Origin of the sequence: Duganella sp. BJB1802 (genome assembly GCF_013369445.1) — a bacterium.
Taxonomy (GTDB): Bacteria; Pseudomonadota; Gammaproteobacteria; order Burkholderiales; family Burkholderiaceae_D; genus Rugamonas; species Rugamonas vulcania_A.
This window is the reverse complement of the sequence record NZ_JABWEF010000004.1, coordinates 103,136-123,176: the sequence shown is the minus strand read 5'-3', so window position 1 is coordinate 123,176 and position 20,041 is coordinate 103,136. Positions and strand designations below refer to the sequence as shown.

General features: G+C 66.0%; 14 protein-coding genes. 6 read left to right on the top strand and 8 right to left on the bottom strand.

Going from position 1 to position 20,041, the window contains the following annotated elements; genetic code table 11:
* Positions 1–3 precede the first annotated feature (3 nt).
* Entirely contained in the window at positions 4–585 is a 582-nt protein-coding gene (locus tag HUX88_RS08245; protein WP_176361448.1) for a ComF family protein, read from the bottom strand.
* A 179-nt stretch (positions 586–764) separates the two neighbouring features.
* Positions 765–5,132, bottom strand: a complete 4,368-nt coding sequence (locus HUX88_RS08240) for a molybdopterin cofactor-binding domain-containing protein (RefSeq protein WP_176361447.1) — start codon at positions 5,130–5,132, stop codon at positions 765–767.
* Positions 5,133–5,415: 283 nt separating this feature from the next.
* Between HUX88_RS08240 and HUX88_RS08235 the strand changes: the two genes are divergently transcribed.
* The 3 genes from HUX88_RS08235 (at position 5,416) to HUX88_RS08225 (ending at position 11,102) form a co-directional block, all read left to right on the top strand.
* Positions 5,416–6,912: a glycoside hydrolase family 30 beta sandwich domain-containing protein gene (locus HUX88_RS08235; RefSeq protein WP_176361446.1), complete on the top strand. Its 1,497-nt coding sequence runs from the start codon at positions 5,416–5,418 to the stop codon at positions 6,910–6,912.
* Positions 6,913–6,986: 74 nt separating this feature from the next.
* Positions 6,987–8,348 carry a glycoside hydrolase family 5 protein gene (locus HUX88_RS08230; RefSeq protein ID WP_176361445.1) on the top strand — a complete coding sequence of 454 codons (1,362 nt, stop codon included), beginning with the start codon at positions 6,987–6,989 and terminating at the stop codon, positions 8,346–8,348.
* Positions 8,349–8,387: 39 nt separating this feature from the next.
* Complete coding sequence (locus HUX88_RS08225) at positions 8,388–11,102, top strand: TonB-dependent receptor (protein WP_176361444.1); 2,715 nt, start codon at positions 8,388–8,390, stop codon at positions 11,100–11,102.
* 18 nt (positions 11,103–11,120) lie between these two features.
* Here HUX88_RS08225 and HUX88_RS08220 read toward each other — a convergent pair whose 3' ends face one another.
* The 6 genes from HUX88_RS08220 to HUX88_RS08195 form a co-directional block, all read right to left on the bottom strand.
* On the bottom strand, positions 11,121–11,519 hold the full coding sequence (locus HUX88_RS08220) for an EF-hand domain-containing protein (protein WP_229219246.1): 399 nt from the start codon (positions 11,517–11,519) through the stop codon (positions 11,121–11,123).
* A gap of 241 nt (positions 11,520–11,760) precedes the next feature.
* Complete coding sequence (locus HUX88_RS08215; RefSeq protein WP_176361443.1) at positions 11,761–12,240, bottom strand: nucleoside deaminase; 480 nt, start codon at positions 12,238–12,240, stop codon at positions 11,761–11,763.
* Positions 12,237–13,253: an aromatic ring-hydroxylating dioxygenase subunit alpha gene (locus tag HUX88_RS08210; RefSeq protein WP_176361442.1), complete on the bottom strand. Its 1,017-nt coding sequence runs from the start codon at positions 13,251–13,253 to the stop codon at positions 12,237–12,239. The genes HUX88_RS08215 and HUX88_RS08210 overlap by 4 nt, the downstream gene beginning before the upstream one ends.
* Positions 13,250–14,332, bottom strand: a complete 1,083-nt coding sequence (locus tag HUX88_RS08205) for a BMP family ABC transporter substrate-binding protein (protein ID WP_117012544.1) — start codon at positions 14,330–14,332, stop codon at positions 13,250–13,252. Before HUX88_RS08205 ends, HUX88_RS08210 begins: the two co-directional genes overlap by 4 nt.
* 24 nt (positions 14,333–14,356) lie before the next feature.
* Positions 14,357–15,208 carry an outer envelope protein gene (locus HUX88_RS08200; protein WP_117012768.1) on the bottom strand — a complete coding sequence of 284 codons (852 nt, stop codon included), beginning with the start codon at positions 15,206–15,208 and terminating at the stop codon, positions 14,357–14,359.
* A 123-nt stretch (positions 15,209–15,331) separates the two neighbouring features.
* Positions 15,332–16,084, bottom strand: a complete 753-nt coding sequence (locus HUX88_RS08195; RefSeq protein ID WP_117012545.1) for a GntR family transcriptional regulator — start codon at positions 16,082–16,084, stop codon at positions 15,332–15,334.
* A 275-nt stretch (positions 16,085–16,359) separates the two neighbouring features.
* Here HUX88_RS08195 and HUX88_RS08190 point away from each other — a divergent pair, with 275 nt between their 5' ends.
* The 3 genes from HUX88_RS08190 to HUX88_RS08180 are packed head-to-tail and all read left to right on the top strand — an operon-like array spanning position 16,360 to position 19,899.
* Positions 16,360–17,901, top strand: a complete 1,542-nt coding sequence (locus HUX88_RS08190; protein ID WP_176361441.1) for an ABC transporter ATP-binding protein — start codon at positions 16,360–16,362, stop codon at positions 17,899–17,901.
* The gene (locus HUX88_RS08185) at positions 17,888–18,976 is read left to right on the top strand and encodes an ABC transporter permease (RefSeq protein WP_175048134.1); all 1,089 of its coding nucleotides are present in this window, start codon (positions 17,888–17,890) and stop codon (positions 18,974–18,976) included. The genes HUX88_RS08190 and HUX88_RS08185 overlap by 14 nt, the downstream gene beginning before the upstream one ends.
* On the top strand, positions 18,973–19,899 hold the full coding sequence (locus tag HUX88_RS08180; RefSeq protein WP_117012548.1) for an ABC transporter permease: 927 nt from the start codon (positions 18,973–18,975) through the stop codon (positions 19,897–19,899). The genes HUX88_RS08185 and HUX88_RS08180 overlap by 4 nt, the downstream gene beginning before the upstream one ends.
* Positions 19,900–20,041 lie beyond the last annotated feature (142 nt).

The following is a 20,041-nucleotide window of genomic DNA, read 5'->3' as shown; positions in this document are numbered from 1 at the left end:
GGTTTATTTCCAGGTCAGGGCGACGTAGTACACGCCTTTGATTTTGGGGTCGTTGCGCAGGACGGTGGTGACGGCATCGGCCGTGGCGCCACTGTCGTATAGGTCATCGACCAGCAGCACATTATAACTCCCTGGTCCGCTGACCGCGCCATGCAGCGAGAACTTGCCGGACAGTTCCGCGTCCTTCTCTTCTCTGGTGTGCAGATCCTTGAGTTTGCGCCCACCGGGCTGGCGCCGTACGAGATCCAGCACAGGAGCGCGCATAAGCTGTGCCAACTGGGCCACCACCACACTTACCGGCTGCACTGCGCGCACGGTGCTCGGTGGCATCGGAATGATGATGTCGATGACCACCGGCAGCCTCGGCCCCACGGTGTTATACAGCGTTTTTGCCAGCGCCAGCGCCTGGCTGTGATCGTGCCTGTACTTGAGCTGGTAGAGCGCCTCTCCCACCTCGGTGCGTAGCGTGTTGAACTGCATGTGGCCCTGCTCGTTGGGGCCGAGGGGGATGCTGCGGATGGTGTGCTTGTCGAGCACGAAGCCCGCGTCGAAAGCGCCTTGAACTTCCCGGAGGTGCGTATTCATTCGTGCTCCTTGGTAGTGGTAGGACCCGATCTAGGTACGGGTCCCACTGTACCGGAACACAAAAAGCTGGCCTCGAATAATTCTCAACACTGCAGGCGGTTGAATCAGTTGTAGTGAACGCCTAATTTCCGCCTGCACCCCGCAACCAGATAGCCGCATATGCTCTGCCGCGCGGACTCTTAGCCCGCACGCAGGTCGGCGGTGTCGACCAGGCAGGCTTCGCGCACGCGCTGCACTGTGGCCGGCGACTCCATCTGGAACCATTCGTGATGGCCGCGGTCCTGGCGCGCCGCCAGCACGGCGCGCTTGATCGCGAAGAAGGCCGCCACCGCCAACGTCATCGGCGGCTCGCCGATCTCCTTGGCCGACAGGATGTCGCCTTCCTCCGGCGCGTTCGGCGCCAGCTCGCGCGGGAACATCATGATGTTCATCTCCAGGGGGATCGACTGCGCCGCAGGCGGTTTGTACTCCCACGTGTTGGTGGTGTACAGCGCGCCCGGCGCCGGCCGCGTGGTGCTCGGCGCGGTGCTCGAATCGGCCGGCTGGTAGCTCAGGTCTTCGCTGGTCACATAGCCCAGGCCCTGCACGAAGCCGCCCTCGACCTGGCCGACGTCGATGGCCGGGTTGAGGCACTTGCCGCCGTCGTACACCACGTCCGCGCGCAGGATGGTGGTCTCGCCGGTCAGCACGTCGAGCTCGACCTCCACGCAGGCCGCGCTGTAGGTGTAGCCGGTGAAGTAGTCCACTTCCTCCTTGGCCGGCTTGCCGTCCACCAGCTTGAACTCGAGGTTGCCGTCGGGGTGCTCGCCGCCCTCGATCGCCACCCGCGCCTGCGCCGACAGGTTGAGCCGTTCGTTGAAGGCCATGCCGACGATGACGTTCCAGATCATGGTCATCGCGCCGTTGTGCATGACCTTGGCGCGCCAGCCTTCCTTGTAGTCCCAGAAGTTGATGTTTTGCTTCACGCACCAGGCGTGGCCCTCGGTGGTGAGCAGGTTCAGGCAGTACGCCTCCAGCCGGTGGCGCAGCTCGCCGCAGGCCTGCTGCGCGGCCAGGCCGTTGAACGAGGTGCCGGTCGAGGCGCCCGTGCTTTCCGGATTGGGCACGACGGCGGTGTCGTTCTCCGCCACCCTGATCATGCCGATCGGGACGTTGAGCGCGTACGCCACCACCTGCGCCATCTTGGTGTTGAGGCCCTGGCCCATCTCGATGCCGCCGTGGCGCAGCAGCACGGTGCCGTCCTGCGAATAGACCTCGATCAGCGCGCCGCCCTGTTCCAGCAGCGCCAGGTTGAAGCCCGAGCCGTACTTCACGGGCAGCACCGAGATGCCGCGCTTGCGCCAGCGGTTGGCGGCGTTGAACTCGGCCACCGCCGCCTCGCGTCTGGCGAAGTCGGATTTTTGCAGCGTGTAGTCCCACACCTCGCGCATGTAGCACGAGTCCAGCGGCTCGGCGTACGGCGTGACCTGGCCCTGCACGTACAGGTTGCGCGCGCGCACCTGCTCGGGCGTCAGGCCGACCGCGTGCGCCGCCGCCTCGATGGCGTCCTCGACGATGATGGCGCCCTGGATCATGCCCACCGTACGCATCGAGGTGTTGCTGGTCTTGTCGGTGCGGCAGACGTCGGTGGTGCAGGACCAGTTGGGGATGAAGTAGGCCGAGTCGCTGCGCAGCGCCATGCAGTCGCTGATGATGAAGCTGCAGTCGTAGGTGCGGCCGCCGTCGAGCCAGTAGTCGGCCTGGAAGCCGAACAGCTTGCCGTGCGTGAGCGGGTTGCTGGCGTCGCCGATGGCGATGTTGTAGTTGCCCAGCGCCGGGTGGCGGTGGCCGAACATGGCGGTGTCGACCTGGCGCAGCGCGGCCATGCGCAGCGGCCGGTTCAGCTTCCACGCGCCGACCGCGGCGATGGTGCTGGCGAACGCCGACTGCCCGCACTTGCCGCCGTAGCCGCCGCCGATGCGGCGCACCCGCACGTCGACCTTGTTGACCGGCAGCGTCAGCACGCTGGCCACCGCGCCCTGCACCACGTTGGCGTCCTGGGTCGAGGCGTAGACGCGCACCTGGCGGTCCTCCACCGGCTCGACGTAGCTCGACTGCGTCTCCATGTAGAAGTGGACCTGGCTGCCGACCTTCTGCCGGCTGGCCACGCGGGTGCAGCTGACCGGGCCGTACAGCTCGCTGTCGATGGAGATCTTGTGGTCGACCACCGGCTTCAACAGGTCCGGCTGCTCGGGCGTGCGCGGCCGCATCCAGGCCAGGCTGGTGCCGCTGCGGGTGATCTTCCAGATGTGCGAGTACCATGGCGCGCCGGCCGGCTTGTCCAGGTAGACCAGCTTGTTGCGTTCGGCGTCGGTGTCGGGCAGGTCGATCTGCGGGCGCTGGGCGGTGAAGTGGCAGAAGTGCGTTTGCAGATGGTTGGCCGCTTCCTGCGCCAGCTGCTCATTGCGCGCCACCACCATGCCGATGCACTGGCCGTAGCCGGTCAGCAGCAGCGGCGCGCGCGCGTCGTAGTTCGGCGGCAGCGCGCCGCCCGGGCAATCGGCGGCGGCCACGCTGACGGCGAAGATGGGATCGTCCATCGCCATGCCGTCGATCACCTTGCCGGGCACGTCGATGGCGGTGATGTAGTCCTTCACGCCCGGATACACGGCCTGCAATGCCGCCAGCACCTCGGCCGGCGAGGCCGGGCCGTCCACGCCCGGCACCTGGTAGACGCACGTGCCCAGCGCGACCATGCTCTGCACCGGCGCGCCGTTCATGCCGGTCGGCGGCATCGGGATGTCGTGGATGTACTGGGCCTCGCCGGTGGCCTGCAGCATGGCTTCGATCTTCACGTAGGGCACGTGCACCGGGAACTGGTCGGCGTACGCCTTGTAGGCCTGCGTGCCTTTCGACACCGGCCGCTCGCCGCGCTCGCCGGCCGAGCGCAGCGCCGGCGGCACCGGCAGGCCGCGCCACTCGCTGACCGCGATGAAGAATTTGTACAGGTAGGATTCGGCCAGCTGGCGCTTGTAGGTGGCGCTGTAGCCCTCGTCGGGCAGTTGCGCGTAGTGGGCGGCGTAGCGGTCGGCGAGCGCGTCCAGTTCCTGGCGCAGCACCGGCATGGCCCGGTCCAGCGCGGCGGCGTCCCAGTGCTGGCCGCGCAGCGCCTGCTCGGTGTGCGGCATGCGGGTGGCGGTCGGCGACATGCCGCCGTACACCAGCGCGATGTCGGCCACGCGCTGCTGCGCGTCGAGCTTGACGCGCATGCCGCTGTTGACGATGGAGTGGGCGTTGACTTCGCGCTGCGCGGTCTTGTAGGTCTGCGCGTATTCGTCGGCGCCGGTCAGGCGCACCTGGTAGGACAGCAGCACGCAGCCTTCGGCGTGCTGGCGCCAGTAGGCGGGCAGGTCCAGCAGCGGCAGCGTCTTCGGCTCGGGATGCGCGGGCGCGCTCACGGTCACCGTGGCGTCCAGCGCGGCCAGCGCCGTGTACAGGTCGGAAGGGAAGGGCACGCCCTGCTCGGCGTGCGTGACCACCAGCATGGTGTTGCCGGCCAGCGTGGCGGCGTTGCGCACGATGCCGCCGGCGGTGCGCCCGGCCATGTAGGCCAGCGCCTGCAGGCCGGCGTTGGGCGCCTTCGCGTTGGCGGCGTCGAGGAAGTCCAGCAGCTTGGCGTACAGCAGGCCGCCGCCCAGGCGCAGCTGGCCGTCCGCCAGGCTCAGCGTGTGCAGCTCGGGCAGGTGCGAGATGTCGATGAACACGTGCGGATTTTCCACCGTGCGCGGATAGACGCCGATCGAGGTGTTGCCGCCGACCAGGCGCAGGTTGGCGCGGTCGTGGAAGTCGCGCATCAGGCCGATGGTGCTGGACACAGTCAGCGGCCGGAACCAGTGGTAGCCGTTGGCCGAGTAGTGCACCGGACGCGGCGGCTTGCGCAGCTCGGCGGGGAAGGCGATCTCCACCGGCGCGACGCGCTCCACCTTCTCGGCCGGATCGACCTCGCACGTCATGCAGCCGGCCTCGTCGACCTGCGGATTCCAGTCGGAGGCGAAGGTTTTCTTGAAGCCGTACAGGATGGGACGGTAGCCGGTGCAGCGGCAGATGTTGCCGTCGAACATGGCCTCGATCTCCTGCTTGGTGCCGGGCTTGGGGCCGCGCTGGGCCACGGCGGCGGTCATGTTCATCACCCAGCCCGGCGTGCAGTAGCCGCACTGCGTGCCGTTGTTGCAGGCCAGCCCGTCCTGCACGCTGCTGATGCAGCCGGACTTGACGCTGCCCGTGCCCTCCACCGTGGTCACCAGCATGCCGTCCAGCGAGGCCACCGGACGCAGGCAGGAATTGACCGAGCGGTGCTCGACCTGCTGGGTGTCCTCGTTCCAGCTCGACAGCATGACGGTGCAGGCGCCGCAGCCGCCTTGCTTGCAGCCTATCTTGGTGCCGGTCAGGCCCACTTCCGGCGAGCGCAGGTAGTCGGCCAGCAGCGCGGTCGGGTCGACCGTCGGCAGCTGGACCCGCTCGCCGTTGAGATAGAACACGAGGTCAAGTGTTTGATCGGATGTGGACATGAAAAGGCTCCTGTGACATGGGTGGCATGGTTCAACGTGGCGAATTCGAGACAGCGGCAAACAGGCCGCGGCGCACGGGAAGAATACTGGTTTCGTGACGGGCGATAAACATTATTCTGCTCATATTTTTCCCAGAGAAACTCACCAATTAACACCGTCCGCGATTTTCCGCGATTGACATGCAAGAATTCACGGTGCTATAGTGAATTTAATAAGTGGAAGCGTTTCCACTCGTAAAAAACACATAGACAGACGGGCCTGGACCCTTCTGCACGGAGACAGAATGTTCACAGCCAGCCCCGCTCTGCCGGGCGACCAGGCCTTGCGCCGCTCGCCCGACCGCCATCCACAGCGCCCGCCACGCCGGCTGATGTGTCTGCTGGCCATCCCGGCCCTGCTGTTGTGCGCGCACGGCGCCGCGCTGGCGCAGGGCAAGGTGCAGGCATGGATCACCACCGGCGACCAGGCGCAATTGCTGGCGCGCGGCGCCGACGCCGCGTTCGGCGCGGGCGCCAAGGCCGCCACCGTCATCGAGGTCGATCCGTCCCAGCGCTACCAGGAGATGGTGGGCTTCGGCGCCGCCATCACCGACGCCTCGGCCTGGCTGATCCAGAACCGCCTGAACCCGCAGCAGCGCGGCGCGCTGATGAACGACCTGTTCGGCAAGGCGCCCGGCGCCAACTTCAGCTTCACCCGCTTGACGATAGGCGCGTCCGACTTCTCGCGCCACCACTACAGCTTCGACGACATGCCGACCGGCCAGACCGATCCCGCGCTGGCGCATTTCTCCATCGAGCCCAACCGCGCCGACGTGCTGCCGGTCACCAAGGCCGCGCTGGCGATCAACCCCAAACTGCGCGTGATGGCCTCGCCGTGGAGCGCGCCGGGCTGGATGAAGAGCACCGACAGCCTGATCCAGGGCACGCTGAAGCCGGAAGCCTACGCGCCGTTCGCGGCCTACCTGTCGCGCTACGTCGGCGCGTATGCGCAGGAGGGCGTGCCCATCTTTGCGCTGACCCTGCAGAATGAACCGCATTTCGAGCCCAAGGATTATCCCGGCATGCGGGTCGAGCCGGCGCAGCGGGCCGCCTTCATCGGCGGCCACCTGGGACCGCTGCTGGCCAGGGAGCATCCGCAGACCCGCATCCTGGACTGGGACCACAACTGGGACGAGCCGGGCTCGCCGGCCGCCGTGCTGCAGGATCCGGTGGCGAGCAAGTACGTCAACGGCGTGGCCTGGCACTGCTACGCCGGCGACGTGCGCGTGCAGGCCGCGCTGCACGACCGCTGGCCGGACAAGGACACGTATTTCACCGAATGCTCGGGCGGCAAGTGGGCGCCGGTGTGGTCGGACAATTTGAACCACTTCGCCCGCACGCTGGTGATCGGCGCCACGCGGGGCTGGGCCAGGGGCGTGCTGCTGTGGAACCTGGCGCTGGACGAGCACGACGGCCCGCACCTGGGCGGCTGCAAGGATTGCCGCGGCGTGGTCACCATCGACAGCCGCGACGGCAAGGTCACGCGCAACGAGGAGTACTACGCGCTGGCGCATGCCAGCCGCTTCGTGCGCCAGGGCGCGCGCCGCATCGCCTCGACCAGCGGCTACGACGACCTCGACACGGTGGCCTTCCGCAACGCCGACGACGGTTCGGTGGCGCTGCTGGTGGTGAACTCGGCCAAGGCGCCGCGCAGCTTCGCGGTGCGCCTGGCGCCGGGACTACGCAGCTTCAGCTACACCCTGCCGGCCGCCAGCGTCGCGACCTTCACCTGGCAACCCTGACACGCACTGCCGTGCAACCGCGCGGCAGTTTTTTCAACCCGGGAGTGGAAGCGCTTCCACAAGAGGAGATACGGATGGTCAAGTTACTGAGTGTGGTGTGTGCGGTGTTGCTGGCCGGCTGCGGCAGCGGCGGCGCCAGCGTGGTGGTGACGCCGGTGACGCCGCCGGCGCCGCCACCGCCGGCCGTGATCAAGCCGACCCCGGTCACGCCGGTGCCGGCGCTGCCGCTGACCATGCTGCACACGCAGGGCACCAAGTGGCTGAAGGCGGACGGCGGCCAGGTGGCGCTCAAGGGCACCAACCTCGGCAACTGGCTGATCAACGAATTCTGGATGATGGGCCAGGGCAGCGCCGGCATCGACGACCAGTGCAAGCTGGAGGCCAACTTCGACAGCCGCTTCGGCTACGCCGAGCGCCAGCGCCTGATGCAGCTGCTGCGCGACAACTGGATCACCACCCGCGACTGGGACCAGATGCAGAAGTTCGGCCTGAACGTGGTGCGCCTGCCCTTCATCTACAGCGTGGTCGAGGACGAGAAGAACCCGCGCCACCTGCGCGCCGACGCCTGGCGCTACCTGGACGACGCCATCGCCCAGGCCGAGAAGCGCGGCATGTACGTGATCCTCGACCTGCATGGCGCGGTCGGATCGCAGGGCTGGGAGCAGCACAGCGGCTGCGCCAACAAGAACCTGTACTGGTCCACGCCGGAATTCCAGGACCGCACGGTCTGGCTGTGGCAGCAGGTCGCGGGCCGCTACAAGGACCGCGCGGCGGTGGCCGGCTACAGCGTGCTCAACGAACCGTGGGGCACCACCGCCGCCAACCTGGCCGCCGTGGTCAAGACCCTGTACACGGCGATCCGCGCGGTCGATCCCAACCACGTGGTGATCCTGCCCGGCCACAACAGCGGCAACATCACCGCCTACGGCAAGCCGTCCGACCAGGGCATGAGCAATGTCGCGTTCGAGATGCACTTCTATCCCGGCCTGTTCGGCTGGGGCCAGACCGGCCTGCAGGTGCACAAGGACTGGCTCACCTGCGCCGGCGGCAGCAACAGCGGCGTCTGCGAATGGGACAACAAGATCAAGACCGTCGACACCGCCTTCTTCATCGGCGAGACCCAGCCGTGGATGGGCATGGGCCTGGACCTGGGCGGCCAGGTCGGCCGCGCCTCGTTCGACACCTACGCCAAGTACGGCTGGGCCACCACGGCGTGGAGCTGGAAGGTGGTCAGCAACGGCGGCGGCCAGGGCAACGGCAGCTGGGGCTTCGTGACCAACGCGGCCGGCGCCGCCGTGCCGGCCATCGACTTCACCAAAGCGCCCATCGCCGACATCGAAAACCTGTTCAAGTTGTTCGGCACCCAGGCTTACGAGGTCCACCAGCCCCTGCAGGACTGGATGACCAGCAGCACCGCACCACAACCCTTCCGTTAGCACTATCAACCCGTCTAAAATTATAAGAGAGACTAGAAGATGAGCAAGCCAACACAAGCACTCGCACTGACACCGATCGCCGCCGCCTGCGCGGCGCTGATGATCGCGTCCGCCCCGGCATGGGCGCAACAGGCACCGTCCGCCACGGCGGACGGCAAGGAGGTCCAGACGATCGTCGTGACCGGCATCCGCCGCAGCATCGAGACCTCGATGGCGGTCAAGCGCGACGCCGACTCCATCGTCGAGGCCATCACCGCCGAGGACATCGGCAAGCTGCCCGACGTCAGCATCGCCGAATCCATCGCCCGCCTGGCCGGCCTGACGGCGCAGCGCGTCGAGGGACGGGCGCAGGTGATCTCGATCCGCGGCCTGGCGCCGGACTTCTCCGGCACCTTGATGAACGGCCGCGAGCTGGTCTCCACCAGCAACAACCGTGGCGCCGAGTACGACCAGTATCCGTCCGAGCTGATCAACGGCGTCACCGTCTACAAGACGCCGGACGCGTCGCTGGCCGGCGGCGGCCTGTCCGGCACGGTGGACCTGCACACCGTGCGCCCGCTCGACATCCGCGAGCGCACCATCGTGTTCAACGCGCGCGGCGAGCACAACTCCAACGGCAAGCTGAACTCGAACAGCTCGGCCAACGGCAACCGCGTCAGCGCCTCCTACGTGGACCAGTTCATGAACAACACGCTGGGCGTGGCGTTCGGCTACGCGCACCTGGATTCGCCGGGCCAGCAGCAGGAATACAAATCGTGGTGGTGGGGCACGGACAACAAGCTGCCCAAGGGCGACGAGGACGTGGTGGCGCTGAAGGGCGCCGAAGTGACGGCCACCTCGCGCAAGCAAAAGCGCGACGGCCTGATGGGCGTGATCGAATACCGTCCGACCAAGGAATTCCGCACCACGCTGGACCTGTACTATTCCGAGTTCAAGGAAGACACCACCATGCGCGGCATGATGTGGAACTCGCACCAGTGGAGCGACGTCACCTACAACAACCCGCTGATCCAGACCGTGGGCGGCACGCGCCTGCTGGTGGGCGGCGCGCTGGTCAACCTGGAACCCATCGTCCGCAACGACTTCAACACCCGCAAGGACCAGCTGGGCGCGGTCGGCTGGAACAACACCTACCGCAAGGACGGCTGGACGCTGGTGGGCGACGCGTCGTACTCGACCGCCAAGCGCCGCGAGCAGGTGCTGGAAACCTACGCCGGCCTGGGCCCGGCCAACTCGCACATCACCGACAACAACTTCCAGTTCCGCATCCCGACCGCCAGCGGCCTGCCGACCTTCACGCCGAGCATCAACTTCGCCGACCCGTCCATCATCAAGCTGACCGACGTCGGCGGCTGGGGCAAGGACGCGGACATGCACCATCCGGTGGTGGAGGACAAGCTGGGCTCGATCAAGCTGTCGGCCAAGCGCGACCTGGACGGCATGTTCCGCAGCCTGGAGGGCGGCGTCAACTACAGCAAGCGCGAGAAGACCCACGCCGACACCAACAATTACTGGAACCTGAACAACGGCCGTACGCCGGCCGTGGTGTCGCCCGACCTGATCCAGCCATCCACCTCGCTGGCCTTCGCCGGCATCCCGAGCGTGCTGACCTATGACGTCATGGGCGTGCTGGGCAAGTACTACACGATGCAGCCGGCCCGTCCCGACGACCAGGCGCTGCAGGACTGGGGCGTGACCGAGAAGGTCACCACCGCCTACGCCCGCCTGGGCATCGACACCGACGTCGGCCCCTTCCCGCTGCGCGGCAACATCGGCCTGCAGGCGGTCAACGTCGACCAGAAGTCGCGCGGCGCCATCGTCAACGCCGGCAAGCTGGGCGCGATCACCGGCGGCTCCAACTACACCGACTACCTGCCCAGCCTGAACCTGAACTTCGACCTCGGCAAGTACCTGGAGACCACCAACCTGCGCTTCGGCGCGGCCAAGACCGTGGCCCGGCCGCAGATGTCGGACATGCGCGCCGGCGTTTCGGGCGGCGTGGACGCCACCACCCGCATGTGGAACGGCAGCGGCGGCAACCCGCAGCTGGAACCGTGGCGCGCCAATTCCTACGACCTGTCGATGGAAAAATACATGGGCAAGCGCAGCTACATCGCGGGCGCGCTCTGGTATAAAAAACTGCAGAGCTACATCTACAACCAGCAGACCGCGTTCAGCTTCGCCGGCTTCCCGAACCCGTCGGCCGTGGTGCCGCTGCAGGACATCGGCACGCTGAACCGTCCGGCCAACGGCGCCGGCGGCCTGGTCAAGGGTGTGGAACTGTCGGGCGCGCTGGACGGCGGCCTGCTGTACGCGCCGCTGGAAGGCTTCGGCGTGACGGGCAGCATGTCTGGCACCGAGAGCTCTATCCATCCGAACGGTCCGGGCACCAAGGAGAAGTTGCCGGGCTTGTCGGGCGTGGTGTCCAACTTCACGGTGTACTACGAGAAGTCGGGCTATCAGGCGCGGGTGAGCCGCCGCTACCGTTCGGCGTATCGCGGCGAGGTGACCGGTTTGTTCGCGCAGCGTTCCTTCAGCGAGATCCTGGCCGAGCGACAAATTGATCTACAGCTTGGTTATGCGATCGAGGAAGGCCGCTACAAGGGCTTGTCGTTCCTGTTCCAGGTCAATAACCTGAACAACTCGCCGTACCAGACGCGCCAGGGCGATCCGTTCTCGGGCGGTTCGTATGCGCCGGAGCGCTACACCACCTACGGCCGCCAGTTCCTGCTGGGTGTGAACTACAAGCTGTAAGCCGGAGAAGCGCGCCGCTCAGCGCGAGCGCGCTTCTTCGCGCCGCTGGATGATGAAGGCCTTCAAATCCTCGAAGGTGACCACGCCGCGCTGGGCGGTGTCGATATGGTCGAAGTTCTTTTCCACGAAACCCAGGCCGGCGTTGTGCGCTTCCTCGCGGCTGAGGCCGCCGCTGCTGTCGACGTCGGCGTCTTCAAAGCGCTGCTTCAGCTTCTGCATGGACTGGTATTGCAGCATGGGGCTGGGCGCGCCGTCGCGCGGTGGCTTGCGCATGGCCGGCGGGATGTAGGGATCGGGATGGGCCGGCGCCGACATCAGGGCCGGCGCGGCGACCGGCTGGGGCTGCTGAATTTGAGCGTGCGCGCAGGCGCAGGCCACCGTTGTGGCCAGCATGGCAATGTGGATGAACTGTTTCATTATCGTCTCCCCCGCGCCGTGTATTCAGCCTGGCGCATGGCTGGTGGTGCCACTGTGACGCTGTTGACGAAATTAATCAAATCCGATTGCAGGGTTCGGCTTGTAGTGTCGTCTGGAAACGTCACTTGTCAAATTGCTTAATCTTTGAGAAAAATTGACGACGACGCACGCTTTACCAGGGCGCGACTCATCGGCCCGGATCACAATTATGATCCGGGTCCGGTTGGAATGCATCAGTAATTTACTTGTGCCAGAAGCCGACGTGCGCCAGGCGCGCCTCGTCTTCGCGCATGGGGCCGATGACTTCGGTGGGACGCTGGCCGCGCGCGAACACCTCGCGGCAGGGCAGCGACAGGGTGGGATTTTCGGGATCGCTGCCGGTCAGTGCCAGCAGGCTGGCTTCGGACATCGCATACACCACGCGTCCGACGCCGCTCCAGTAGGTGCCGCCGGCGCACATGGCGCACGGTTCGGCGTTGGCGTACAGCGTGGCCGTGGCCAGCTGCTCGGGGCTGTGGCGCTGCGACGCCTGGCGCAGCGCGTTCATCTCCGCGTGCGCGGTGCGGTCGCTGCTGGATGCGTTCATCGCTTCGGCGATCACCGTGCCGTCGGCGGCGACCACCATCGCGGCGAAGGGATGGTGGCCCTCGTCTCGCGAGCGCTGCGCCAACGCCAGCACGCGGGTGAGGAATTCGTGGTCCTGGGCGGTGGCGGTGGTCATGCGTTCTCCTGGTCGTTGCGCAGGACGCCGTAGCGCAGGTCCTGCTGTTTGAGGTAGCCGCGATAGGCCAGCGACATGCGGTCGCAGGCTACAGAGACTTCGGCGCCCGGTATCAACGGCAGTCTTGCGGGGCTCTGGCTTTCCAGTATCGGCCGGTCCTGCAGGAAGATGGTGTCCTGGAACTGGCGCAGCTCGTCGTCGCCGGAGGTGAAGTCGTCCAGCGCCAGGATGATCCAGACGCGGGTGGTGGTTTCGGTCAGCGGTTGCAGCATCAGCGCGATGGCTTCGCGCACGCGGTCCACGGGATGCTTGGTCAGCACGGCGGTCAGCGGACGCACCACGCGGTAGGTGTATTCGATGTCGGCGCCGGCGGTGGCTGCCTTGCTGGCCTGCGGTTGCCATGCGCGGCACTGTTTGGCCCAGACGCCGCTGCCGTAGTCGGCGTCGTCGAAGTTCTCGACGGTGTAGTTGGCGATGGCGGCTTGTTCCTGCACGCCCAATATGCCCTCGTGGACGAAGGCGAAATGCGCCATGTCGAGGAAGTTCTCGACGATGCGCGGTCCGCTGCTTTGCACGTCGTACGGTCCGCACCAGACCTTGCGCAAGGCAGTGTCGGCGAACTCGGGAAACGGCGGAGGGCTTGCCACGACTGGCTCGCCGAGGCAGACCCATACCAGGCCATAGCATTCCCGCACGTGGTAGGTGGCGACTTGCGCCTTCAGGTTGGCTTCGCCCAGCGCGGGCAAAGCGGGGATGTGCTTGCAGCGGCCGTCGCCGCCGAAGGCCCAGCCGTGGTAGGCGCAGCGCAGCGTGTCGTTGTGCAGGGCGCCCATCGACAGGCGGGTGCCGCGATGCGGGCAGCGGTCCTCCCACGCGTGCAGCACACCGCCGCTGTCGCGCCACAGGACGAGGCGCGTGTCCAGCAGGTCGGTGGCCGTGACCGCGCCGGCCGCGATCCCTTGCGAGAGCGCGACCGGGTGCCAGTCGTTCAACAGGACTGGATCAAGGCTCACTTCGGAATCGAGCCTTCCACGCCCTGCACGTAGAAGTTCATCGACAGCAGGTCCTTCACCGGCGCCGCCACGCCGGCCGCGTACTTGATGGCGCCCGACTGGTCCTTGATCGGGCCGGTGAACGGCGCGAAGGTGCCGGCGGTGAGCGCGGCCTTCTTCTCTTCGAACGCCTTGGCCGCATCGGCCGGCACCACGGCGTTCAGCCCCGACATCTTGACCATGCCTTCCTTCATGCCGCCACGGTATTCACCGGTTTTCCAGGTGCCGGCGATGACCGCCTTGGCGGTTTCGATGTAGTAGGGAGCCCAGTTGTTGGTGGCCGCCGTCAGGTGCGCCTTCGGTGCGAACTTGGACATGTCCGAATCCCAGCCGAACGCGTACACGCCTTTTTCCTGCGCCACTTGCAGCGTGGCCGGCGAGTCGGTGTTCTGTGCCATCACATCCGCGCCTTGCGCCACCAGGGTTTCCGCCGCCTGGCGTTCCTTGGCCGGGTCGTACCACGAGTTCACCCAGATCACCTTGGTCTTCACGCCAGGATTGACGCTCTGCGCGCCCAGCGTGAAGGCGTTGATGTTGCGGATCACCTCGGGCACGGGGAAGGAGGCGATGAAGCCCAGCGTCTTCGACTTGGTCATCTTGCCGGCGATGACGCCGTTCAGGTAGGCGCCTTCGTACAGGCGCGATTCGTAGGTGCCCAGGTTCTTGCCGGTCTTGAAGCCGGTGGCGTGCATGAACACCACGCCCGGCGTGGTCTTGGCGACTTTCTCGGTCGGGTTCATGTAGCCGAAGGAGGTGGTGAAAATCAGCTTGTTCCCTTCGGCCACCAGCTTGCGGATCACGCGTTCGGCGTCCGCGCCTTCCGGCACGTTCTCGACGTAGGTGGTCTTGACCTTGGCGCCGAGCTCCTTCTCCATCGCCAGGCGGGCCTGGTCGTGGGCGTAGGTCCAGCCGGCGTCGCCGACCGGGCCGACGTAGACGAAGCCGATCTTCAGCGGCTCCGCAGCGAACACGGAGGCGGACATGCCGATGGTGGCGGCGGCCAGCGCGGCCACGGCCAGTACTTTGCGACGATTGATCATACGGTTTCCTTTGATGGGCAGGGTTTAGAAGTGGTATTCGGCGCGGACCATCGGCGTCTTGGCCGTTGCGCCCGGGTTGTTGGTGTCCGGGTTGCCGAACTTGTTTTTCCAGAACTGGTACTCGACGCCGACCTTGAAGGTGTTCTTCGGCGCGCTCACCACGGCGCTCATGTCGTACATGATCTGCATGTCGATGTTGGTCTCGCGCGCGGTGTCGCCGCCGAATTCATTCTTGCCCTTGGTGCCGATGAAGTTGGCGAAGCCTTCGAACGACAGCGGGATACCGATGTTGAACGGGATGCCCCATGCGGCGGTCAGCATCGGGTGGGTCTTGTAGGCGTAGCGCGGAGTCGCGGCGCCGGTGAAGGTGTTGTACGGCGCGTTGCTCTCCCACAGGGCGAGCAGGCTGACGTCGAGGAAGCCCGGCACGTCCATCATCAGCGTCGGGCCGGCGACGACCATGCGCTTCTTGGAGTTGTAGCCGGCGTCGGTCTTGCTGTTGAAATCGAAGCCCGCCGTGGCGCCGACGCCGCGCACCGGACCGAAGGCCCAGCTGTTGCCGGTGACTTTGCCCAGGTCCAGCGTGTGGCGGTACAACGCGTAGGCTTCATGCGCGCCGCTCTTGGCGCCGGCCGACGACGGGTCCACTTCCGACGACATCAGGAAGTCGACGCTGAAGAAGTTCTTGCCATACTTGTAGCCGGAGACGCTGCTCAGGTTGACGATGTTCTTGGTGATGTCCTTGTCGTTGAACGGTTCGGCGAACTTGGTGCCGTAACGGTAGCTGAGCGAGGTGTCGCTCCAGTCGGCGGCGTGGGCGGCGCAGGCGCAGCAGGCGAGAAGGGCAAAGGCGGTGCGGGAGGCGAGACGGGACATCATGGAACTCCATTCAGTGAGATAAGGAACGACACGGTTTGTAATAACTTCTTTTGTATCCAATTCGTTTTTGTGATTGGATTCAATCTCATCGACATCTCTAGCAATTCCCGGGCCATACCGCTAGTACCCGGACAGCGCCTCGGCCAGGTTCACTTTCTTGTCCTGCTCATGCAGGTGTAGGCGCGCTTCGATTTCCAGCAGGTGGTGCTCGATCAAATGGACGGCTTCCTTGACCTTGCGCTGCTCGATCAGCGTGGCCAGGTCCTGGTGCTCATCGTTCTCGCACATGGTGGCGCCGGGCGCCTCGTACAGCGCGATGATCAGCGAGCAGCGCGACACCAGCTCCGCCATGAAGCGCTGCAGCACCTGGTTGCCGGCCAGCTCCGCCAGCAGGATGTGGAACTCGCCGCCCAATCGTATCCAGCCGGCGCGGTCGCCGGTGCGGCGGGCCTGGTCCTCGGCGTGCAGCGCGGCGCGGATCTGCTTGAGCGAGGCGGGTGTGGCGTTGCGTATCACCAGCGGCACGATCTCGCGCTCGATGGCGCGGCGGGCGGCGAAGATGTCGCGCGCTTCCTCCGGCGTGGGCGAGGCGATCACCGCGCCGCGATTGGGCCGCAGCTCGATGATGTGGTCGTGCGCCAGCCGTTGCAGCGCCTTGCGCACGGTGGTGCGGCTGACCTGATACAGCTCGCAGAAATCGGCTTCGCCCAGGTGGGTGCCGGGTGGCAGGCGGTGGCTCATGACGGCATTGACGACCGCGCGGTAGATGCGCAGGTCGACGGCGGTGGTCCCGCGCTTGATGGCGGCAGGCGCTTCCGCAACGGCGGCCGCGGTGGCGGCCTTGCGTGGTTTGCGTTTGCCTTGTAATGGCATCGATCGATTCTCCGTGAGGGTGGTGCTCACACTGCATAAAGCAGGAACCATGCTAACTACATCGTGTACAAAGCTGCGTTGAAGCTGTCTTGTATTGTGTACGAAAATACTTTGTTTTGTCCTCATTTTTGAGCGTCGCGCACATTTTTGGTGAAAAACTGTGTCATATTTAGTGCACTCTCCGGTCCAAAACAGAGCGTTTACGGCGGATCGCGTGTGGCATGCTAATTGCGTCTGTTTTTGTATTCAATTTGTATACGATGAGGGAAGCGCCGATGACAGAGCCGCGCCTGAAGATGCTGGGCATCTCCAAGATTTACCCTTCCGTGGTGGCCAACGCCGCGGTCGACCTGACCGTCATGCCGGGCGAGATCCACGCGGTGCTGGGCGAGAACGGCGCCGGAAAAAGCACGCTGATGAAGATCATCTACGGCGTGACCAAGCCCGATGAAGGCCAGATCATGTGGGAGGGGAAGCAGGTCGACATCCACTCGCCGCACGACGCGCGCAAGCTGGGCATCGGCATGGTGTTCCAGCACTTCGCGTTGTTCGAGACGCTGACCGTGGCCGAGAACATCGCGCTGGCGCTGGACGAGAAGATCGCCCCGGCCGCGCTGGCGCCGCGCATCCGCGAAGTCTCCGAACAATACGGCCTGCCGCTCGATCCGCAACGGCTGGTGCACAGCATGTCGGTGGGCGAGCGGCAGCGGGTGGAGATCGTGCGCTGCCTGCTGCAGTCGCCGCGCCTGCTGATCATGGACGAGCCGACCTCGGTGCTGACGCCGGACGCCGTGCTCAAGCTGTTCGAATCGCTGCGGCGCCTGGCCTCCGAAGGCGTCAGCATCCTGTATATCAGTCACAAGCTCGATGAGATCCAGTCGCTGTGCGACAAGGCCACCGTGCTGCGCGGCGGGCGCGTGTCCGGCACAGCCAACCCGAAGGAGGAAAGCGCGAAGTCGCTGGCGGAGCTGATGATCGGCCGCGAGCTGCCGGTGTGCGTGCACAAGCCGCGCGAACCGGGCGAGGTGCTGCTGGCGCTCGACAAGCTCAATGTGCGCAGCGACGACCCGTTCGGCACGCGGCTCAAGGACGTGAGCCTGGAGCTGCGCAGCGGCGAGATCGTCGGCATCGCCGGCATCTCCGGCAACGGCCAGCAGGAACTGTTGAAGGCCATCTCCGGCGAGCGCGCGCTGGCCGCCGGCAGCGGCGCGGTCCGCCTGTGCGGGCGCGACGTGGGCAGGCTCGATGCCGCGCAACGGCGCCAGCTGGGGCTTGGCTTCGTGCCCGAGGAGCGGCTGGGACGCGGCGCCGCGCCCGACCTGTCGCTGGCCGACAACGCGCTGCTGACCGGCTATCTGCCGGCGGCCAACACCGGCATGGTCAAGCGCGGGCTGATACAGCGCGGCGCGGTGCGCGCGTTCGCGCGCAAGGTGATCGAGCGCTTCAACGTCAAGTGCGGCAGCGAGCAGTCGGCGGCGGCCAGCCTTTCGGGCGGCAACCTGCAGAAGTTCATCGTCGGCCGCGAGATCGCGCTGGCGCCGAAGGTGATGGTGTTCGCGCAGCCCACGTGGGGCGTGGACATCGGCGCCGCCATGCTGATACGGCAGGCCATCATCGACATGCGCGACCAGGGCGTGGCGGTGCTGGTGCTGTCGGAGGAGCTGGACGAATTGTTCATGATGAGCGACCGCATCGCCGTGCTGGCGGACGGGCGCTTGTCGAAGGCGGTGCCGGCGGGCGGCACCAGCATCAACCAGATCGGCGTGTGGATGAGCGGCGATTTCGACTACCAGGGAGCAGAACATGTCGCGGCTTGAACAACGCCCGGAACCTTCGCGTTCGATGATGCTGGCGTCGCCGCTGATCGCGGCGGCGGCCATGCTGCTGACCGGCTCCGCGCTGTTCTTCTTCCTCGGACAGGAGCCGCTGCATGCCTTCTACGTCTACTTCATCAAGCCGTGGACCACGCTGTACGGCGTGGGCGAGCTGCTGCTGAAGGCCACGCCGCTGATCCTGTGCGGCGTGGGCCTGGCGATCGGCTTCCGCGCCAACGTCGCCAACATCGGCGCCGACGGCCAGCTGACGGTGGGCGCGATCGCCGCCGGCGCGGTGGCGCTGTATTTCGACGAGGTGCAGGCGTGGTGGGTGCTGCCGCTGATGCTCGTCGCCGGCGCGCTGGGCGGCATGCTGTGGGCCGCCATTCCCGCGCTGCTGCGCACGCGCTTCAACACCAGCGAGATCCTCGTGAGCCTGATGCTGGTGTACGTGTCGTATCACTTGCTGAGCTACCTGGTGCACGGGCCGATGCGCGATCCGGCCGGCTTCAACTTCCCGCAGTCGAAGATGTTCAGCGACTCGGCCACCTTGCCGCTGCTGGTGGAGGGCCTGCGGGTGAACGCGGCCTTCATCCTGTCGCTGCTGGCGGCTGTTGCGGCCTGGTTCTTCTGCAAGCACACCTTCGCCGGCTACCGCATGCAGGTGAGCGGCATGGCGCCTGCCGCCGCGCTGTACGCAGGTTTCAGCGAACCGCGCAACGTGTGGCTGGCCTTCATGGTCAGCGGCGCCTTGTCCGGCATCGCCGGCGTGGGCGAGGTGGCCGGGCCGCTGGGGCAGATGCAGCCGTCGGTGTCGGCGGGCTACGGCTTCGCGGCCATCATCGTCGCGTATGTCGGGCGCCTGCATCCGCTGGGCGTGGTGCTGTCGGCGTTGTTGATGTCGCTGCTGTACATCGGCGGCGAGACGGCGCAGATCGAGCTGCAGGTGCCGTCGGCGATCACCGGCATGTTCCAGGGCCTGCTGCTGTTTTACCTGCTGGCCGCCGACCTGTTCATCCACTACCGCTTCAAGCCGCGCGCGCGGCACCTGCCTGTCACCGTTGGAGAAACCGCATGATCAGCACCGAACTGTTAATCGCCTTCCTCGCCAGCACGGCGGGCGCCGCCACGCCGCTGGTGGTGGCCTCGATGGGCGAGCTGGTGACCGAGCGTTCCGGCGTGCTCAATCTGGGCATGGAGGGCATGATGCTGGTGGGCGCCGTGGTGGGCTTCGGCGTCACGCTGGGCACGGGGCAGATGTGGCTTGGCTTGTTGGCCGCGATGGTGGCCGGCATGCTGATGTCGCTGATCTTCGGCTTCCTGGTGCTGACGCTGCAGACCAACCAGGTGGCCACCGGACTGGCGCTGACCTTGTTCGGCATCGGGCTGTCGGCCTTCATGGGGCGCGGGCTGGTCGGGCAGACGGTGGAGCCGATGCCGCATCTGCATTTTCCACTGCTGTCCGATTTGCCGTTCGTTGGGCCGCTGCTGTTCCGCTTCGACGCGATGGTGTACGGCTCGGTGGCGCTGGTGCTGTTGGTGGGCTGGGTGCTGGCGCGCACGCGGCTTGGGCTGGTGATACGCGCGGTGGGCGAGTCGCCGCACAGCGCGCATGCGATCGGCTTTCCGGTGATCGGCCTGCGCTACGGCACGGTGCTGTTCGGCGGCGCCATGGCCGGTTTGGGCGGCGCCTACCTGTCATTGGCGCTGACGCCGATGTGGGTCGAGGGCATGACGGCGGGACGCGGCTGGATCGCGCTGGCGCAGGTGGTGTTCGCGACGTGGAAGCCGCGCGGCGTGATGGTGGGCGCCTATCTGTTCGGCGGCGTGACGGTGCTGCAGTTCCACGGGCAGGGCATGGGGCTGGATATTCCGTCGGAGTTCCTGTCGATGCTGCCCTATCTCGCCACGATCGTGGTGCTTGTCATCATTTGCCGAAATCCGCAAGCAATATTGTTGAATAAGCCAATGTCCCTGGGGCAAAACTTCAAGCCGGACTGACATTTGTTGTATTTGCATTTATAAAATTTGATACAGGTCAAAATTCGACCATTAAAACCGGCAGTAAAAATTCCCCGCGACAATTGGTGATTTTGTCGCAGGGATATTCCCGTATTCTGGATCCATTGGCTATTGGCCAATG

Excerpts from the sequence above, each read along its gene's own strand:
- HUX88_RS08245 (WP_176361448.1), bottom strand. The coding sequence starts at position 585 with ATGAATACGCACCTCCGGGAAGTTCAAGGCGCTTTCGACGCGGGCTTC.
- HUX88_RS08240 (WP_176361447.1), bottom strand. The coding sequence starts at position 5,132 with ATGTCCACATCCGATCAAACACTTGACCTCGTGTTCTATCTCAACGGC.
- HUX88_RS08235 (WP_176361446.1), top strand. The coding sequence starts at position 5,416 with ATGTTCACAGCCAGCCCCGCTCTGCCGGGCGACCAGGCCTTGCGCCGC.
- HUX88_RS08230 (WP_176361445.1), top strand. The coding sequence starts at position 6,987 with ATGGTCAAGTTACTGAGTGTGGTGTGTGCGGTGTTGCTGGCCGGCTGC.
- HUX88_RS08225 (WP_176361444.1), top strand. The coding sequence starts at position 8,388 with ATGAGCAAGCCAACACAAGCACTCGCACTGACACCGATCGCCGCCGCC.
- HUX88_RS08220 (WP_229219246.1), bottom strand. The coding sequence starts at position 11,519 with ATGAAACAGTTCATCCACATTGCCATGCTGGCCACAACGGTGGCCTGC.
- HUX88_RS08215 (WP_176361443.1), bottom strand. The coding sequence starts at position 12,240 with ATGACCACCGCCACCGCCCAGGACCACGAATTCCTCACCCGCGTGCTG.
- HUX88_RS08205 (WP_117012544.1), bottom strand. The coding sequence starts at position 14,332 with ATGATCAATCGTCGCAAAGTACTGGCCGTGGCCGCGCTGGCCGCCGCC.
- HUX88_RS08200 (WP_117012768.1), bottom strand. The coding sequence starts at position 15,208 with ATGTCCCGTCTCGCCTCCCGCACCGCCTTTGCCCTTCTCGCCTGCTGC.
- HUX88_RS08195 (WP_117012545.1), bottom strand. The coding sequence starts at position 16,084 with ATGCCATTACAAGGCAAACGCAAACCACGCAAGGCCGCCACCGCGGCC.
- HUX88_RS08190 (WP_176361441.1), top strand. The coding sequence starts at position 16,360 with ATGACAGAGCCGCGCCTGAAGATGCTGGGCATCTCCAAGATTTACCCT.
- HUX88_RS08185 (WP_175048134.1), top strand. The coding sequence starts at position 17,888 with ATGTCGCGGCTTGAACAACGCCCGGAACCTTCGCGTTCGATGATGCTG.
- HUX88_RS08180 (WP_117012548.1), top strand. The coding sequence starts at position 18,973 with ATGATCAGCACCGAACTGTTAATCGCCTTCCTCGCCAGCACGGCGGGC.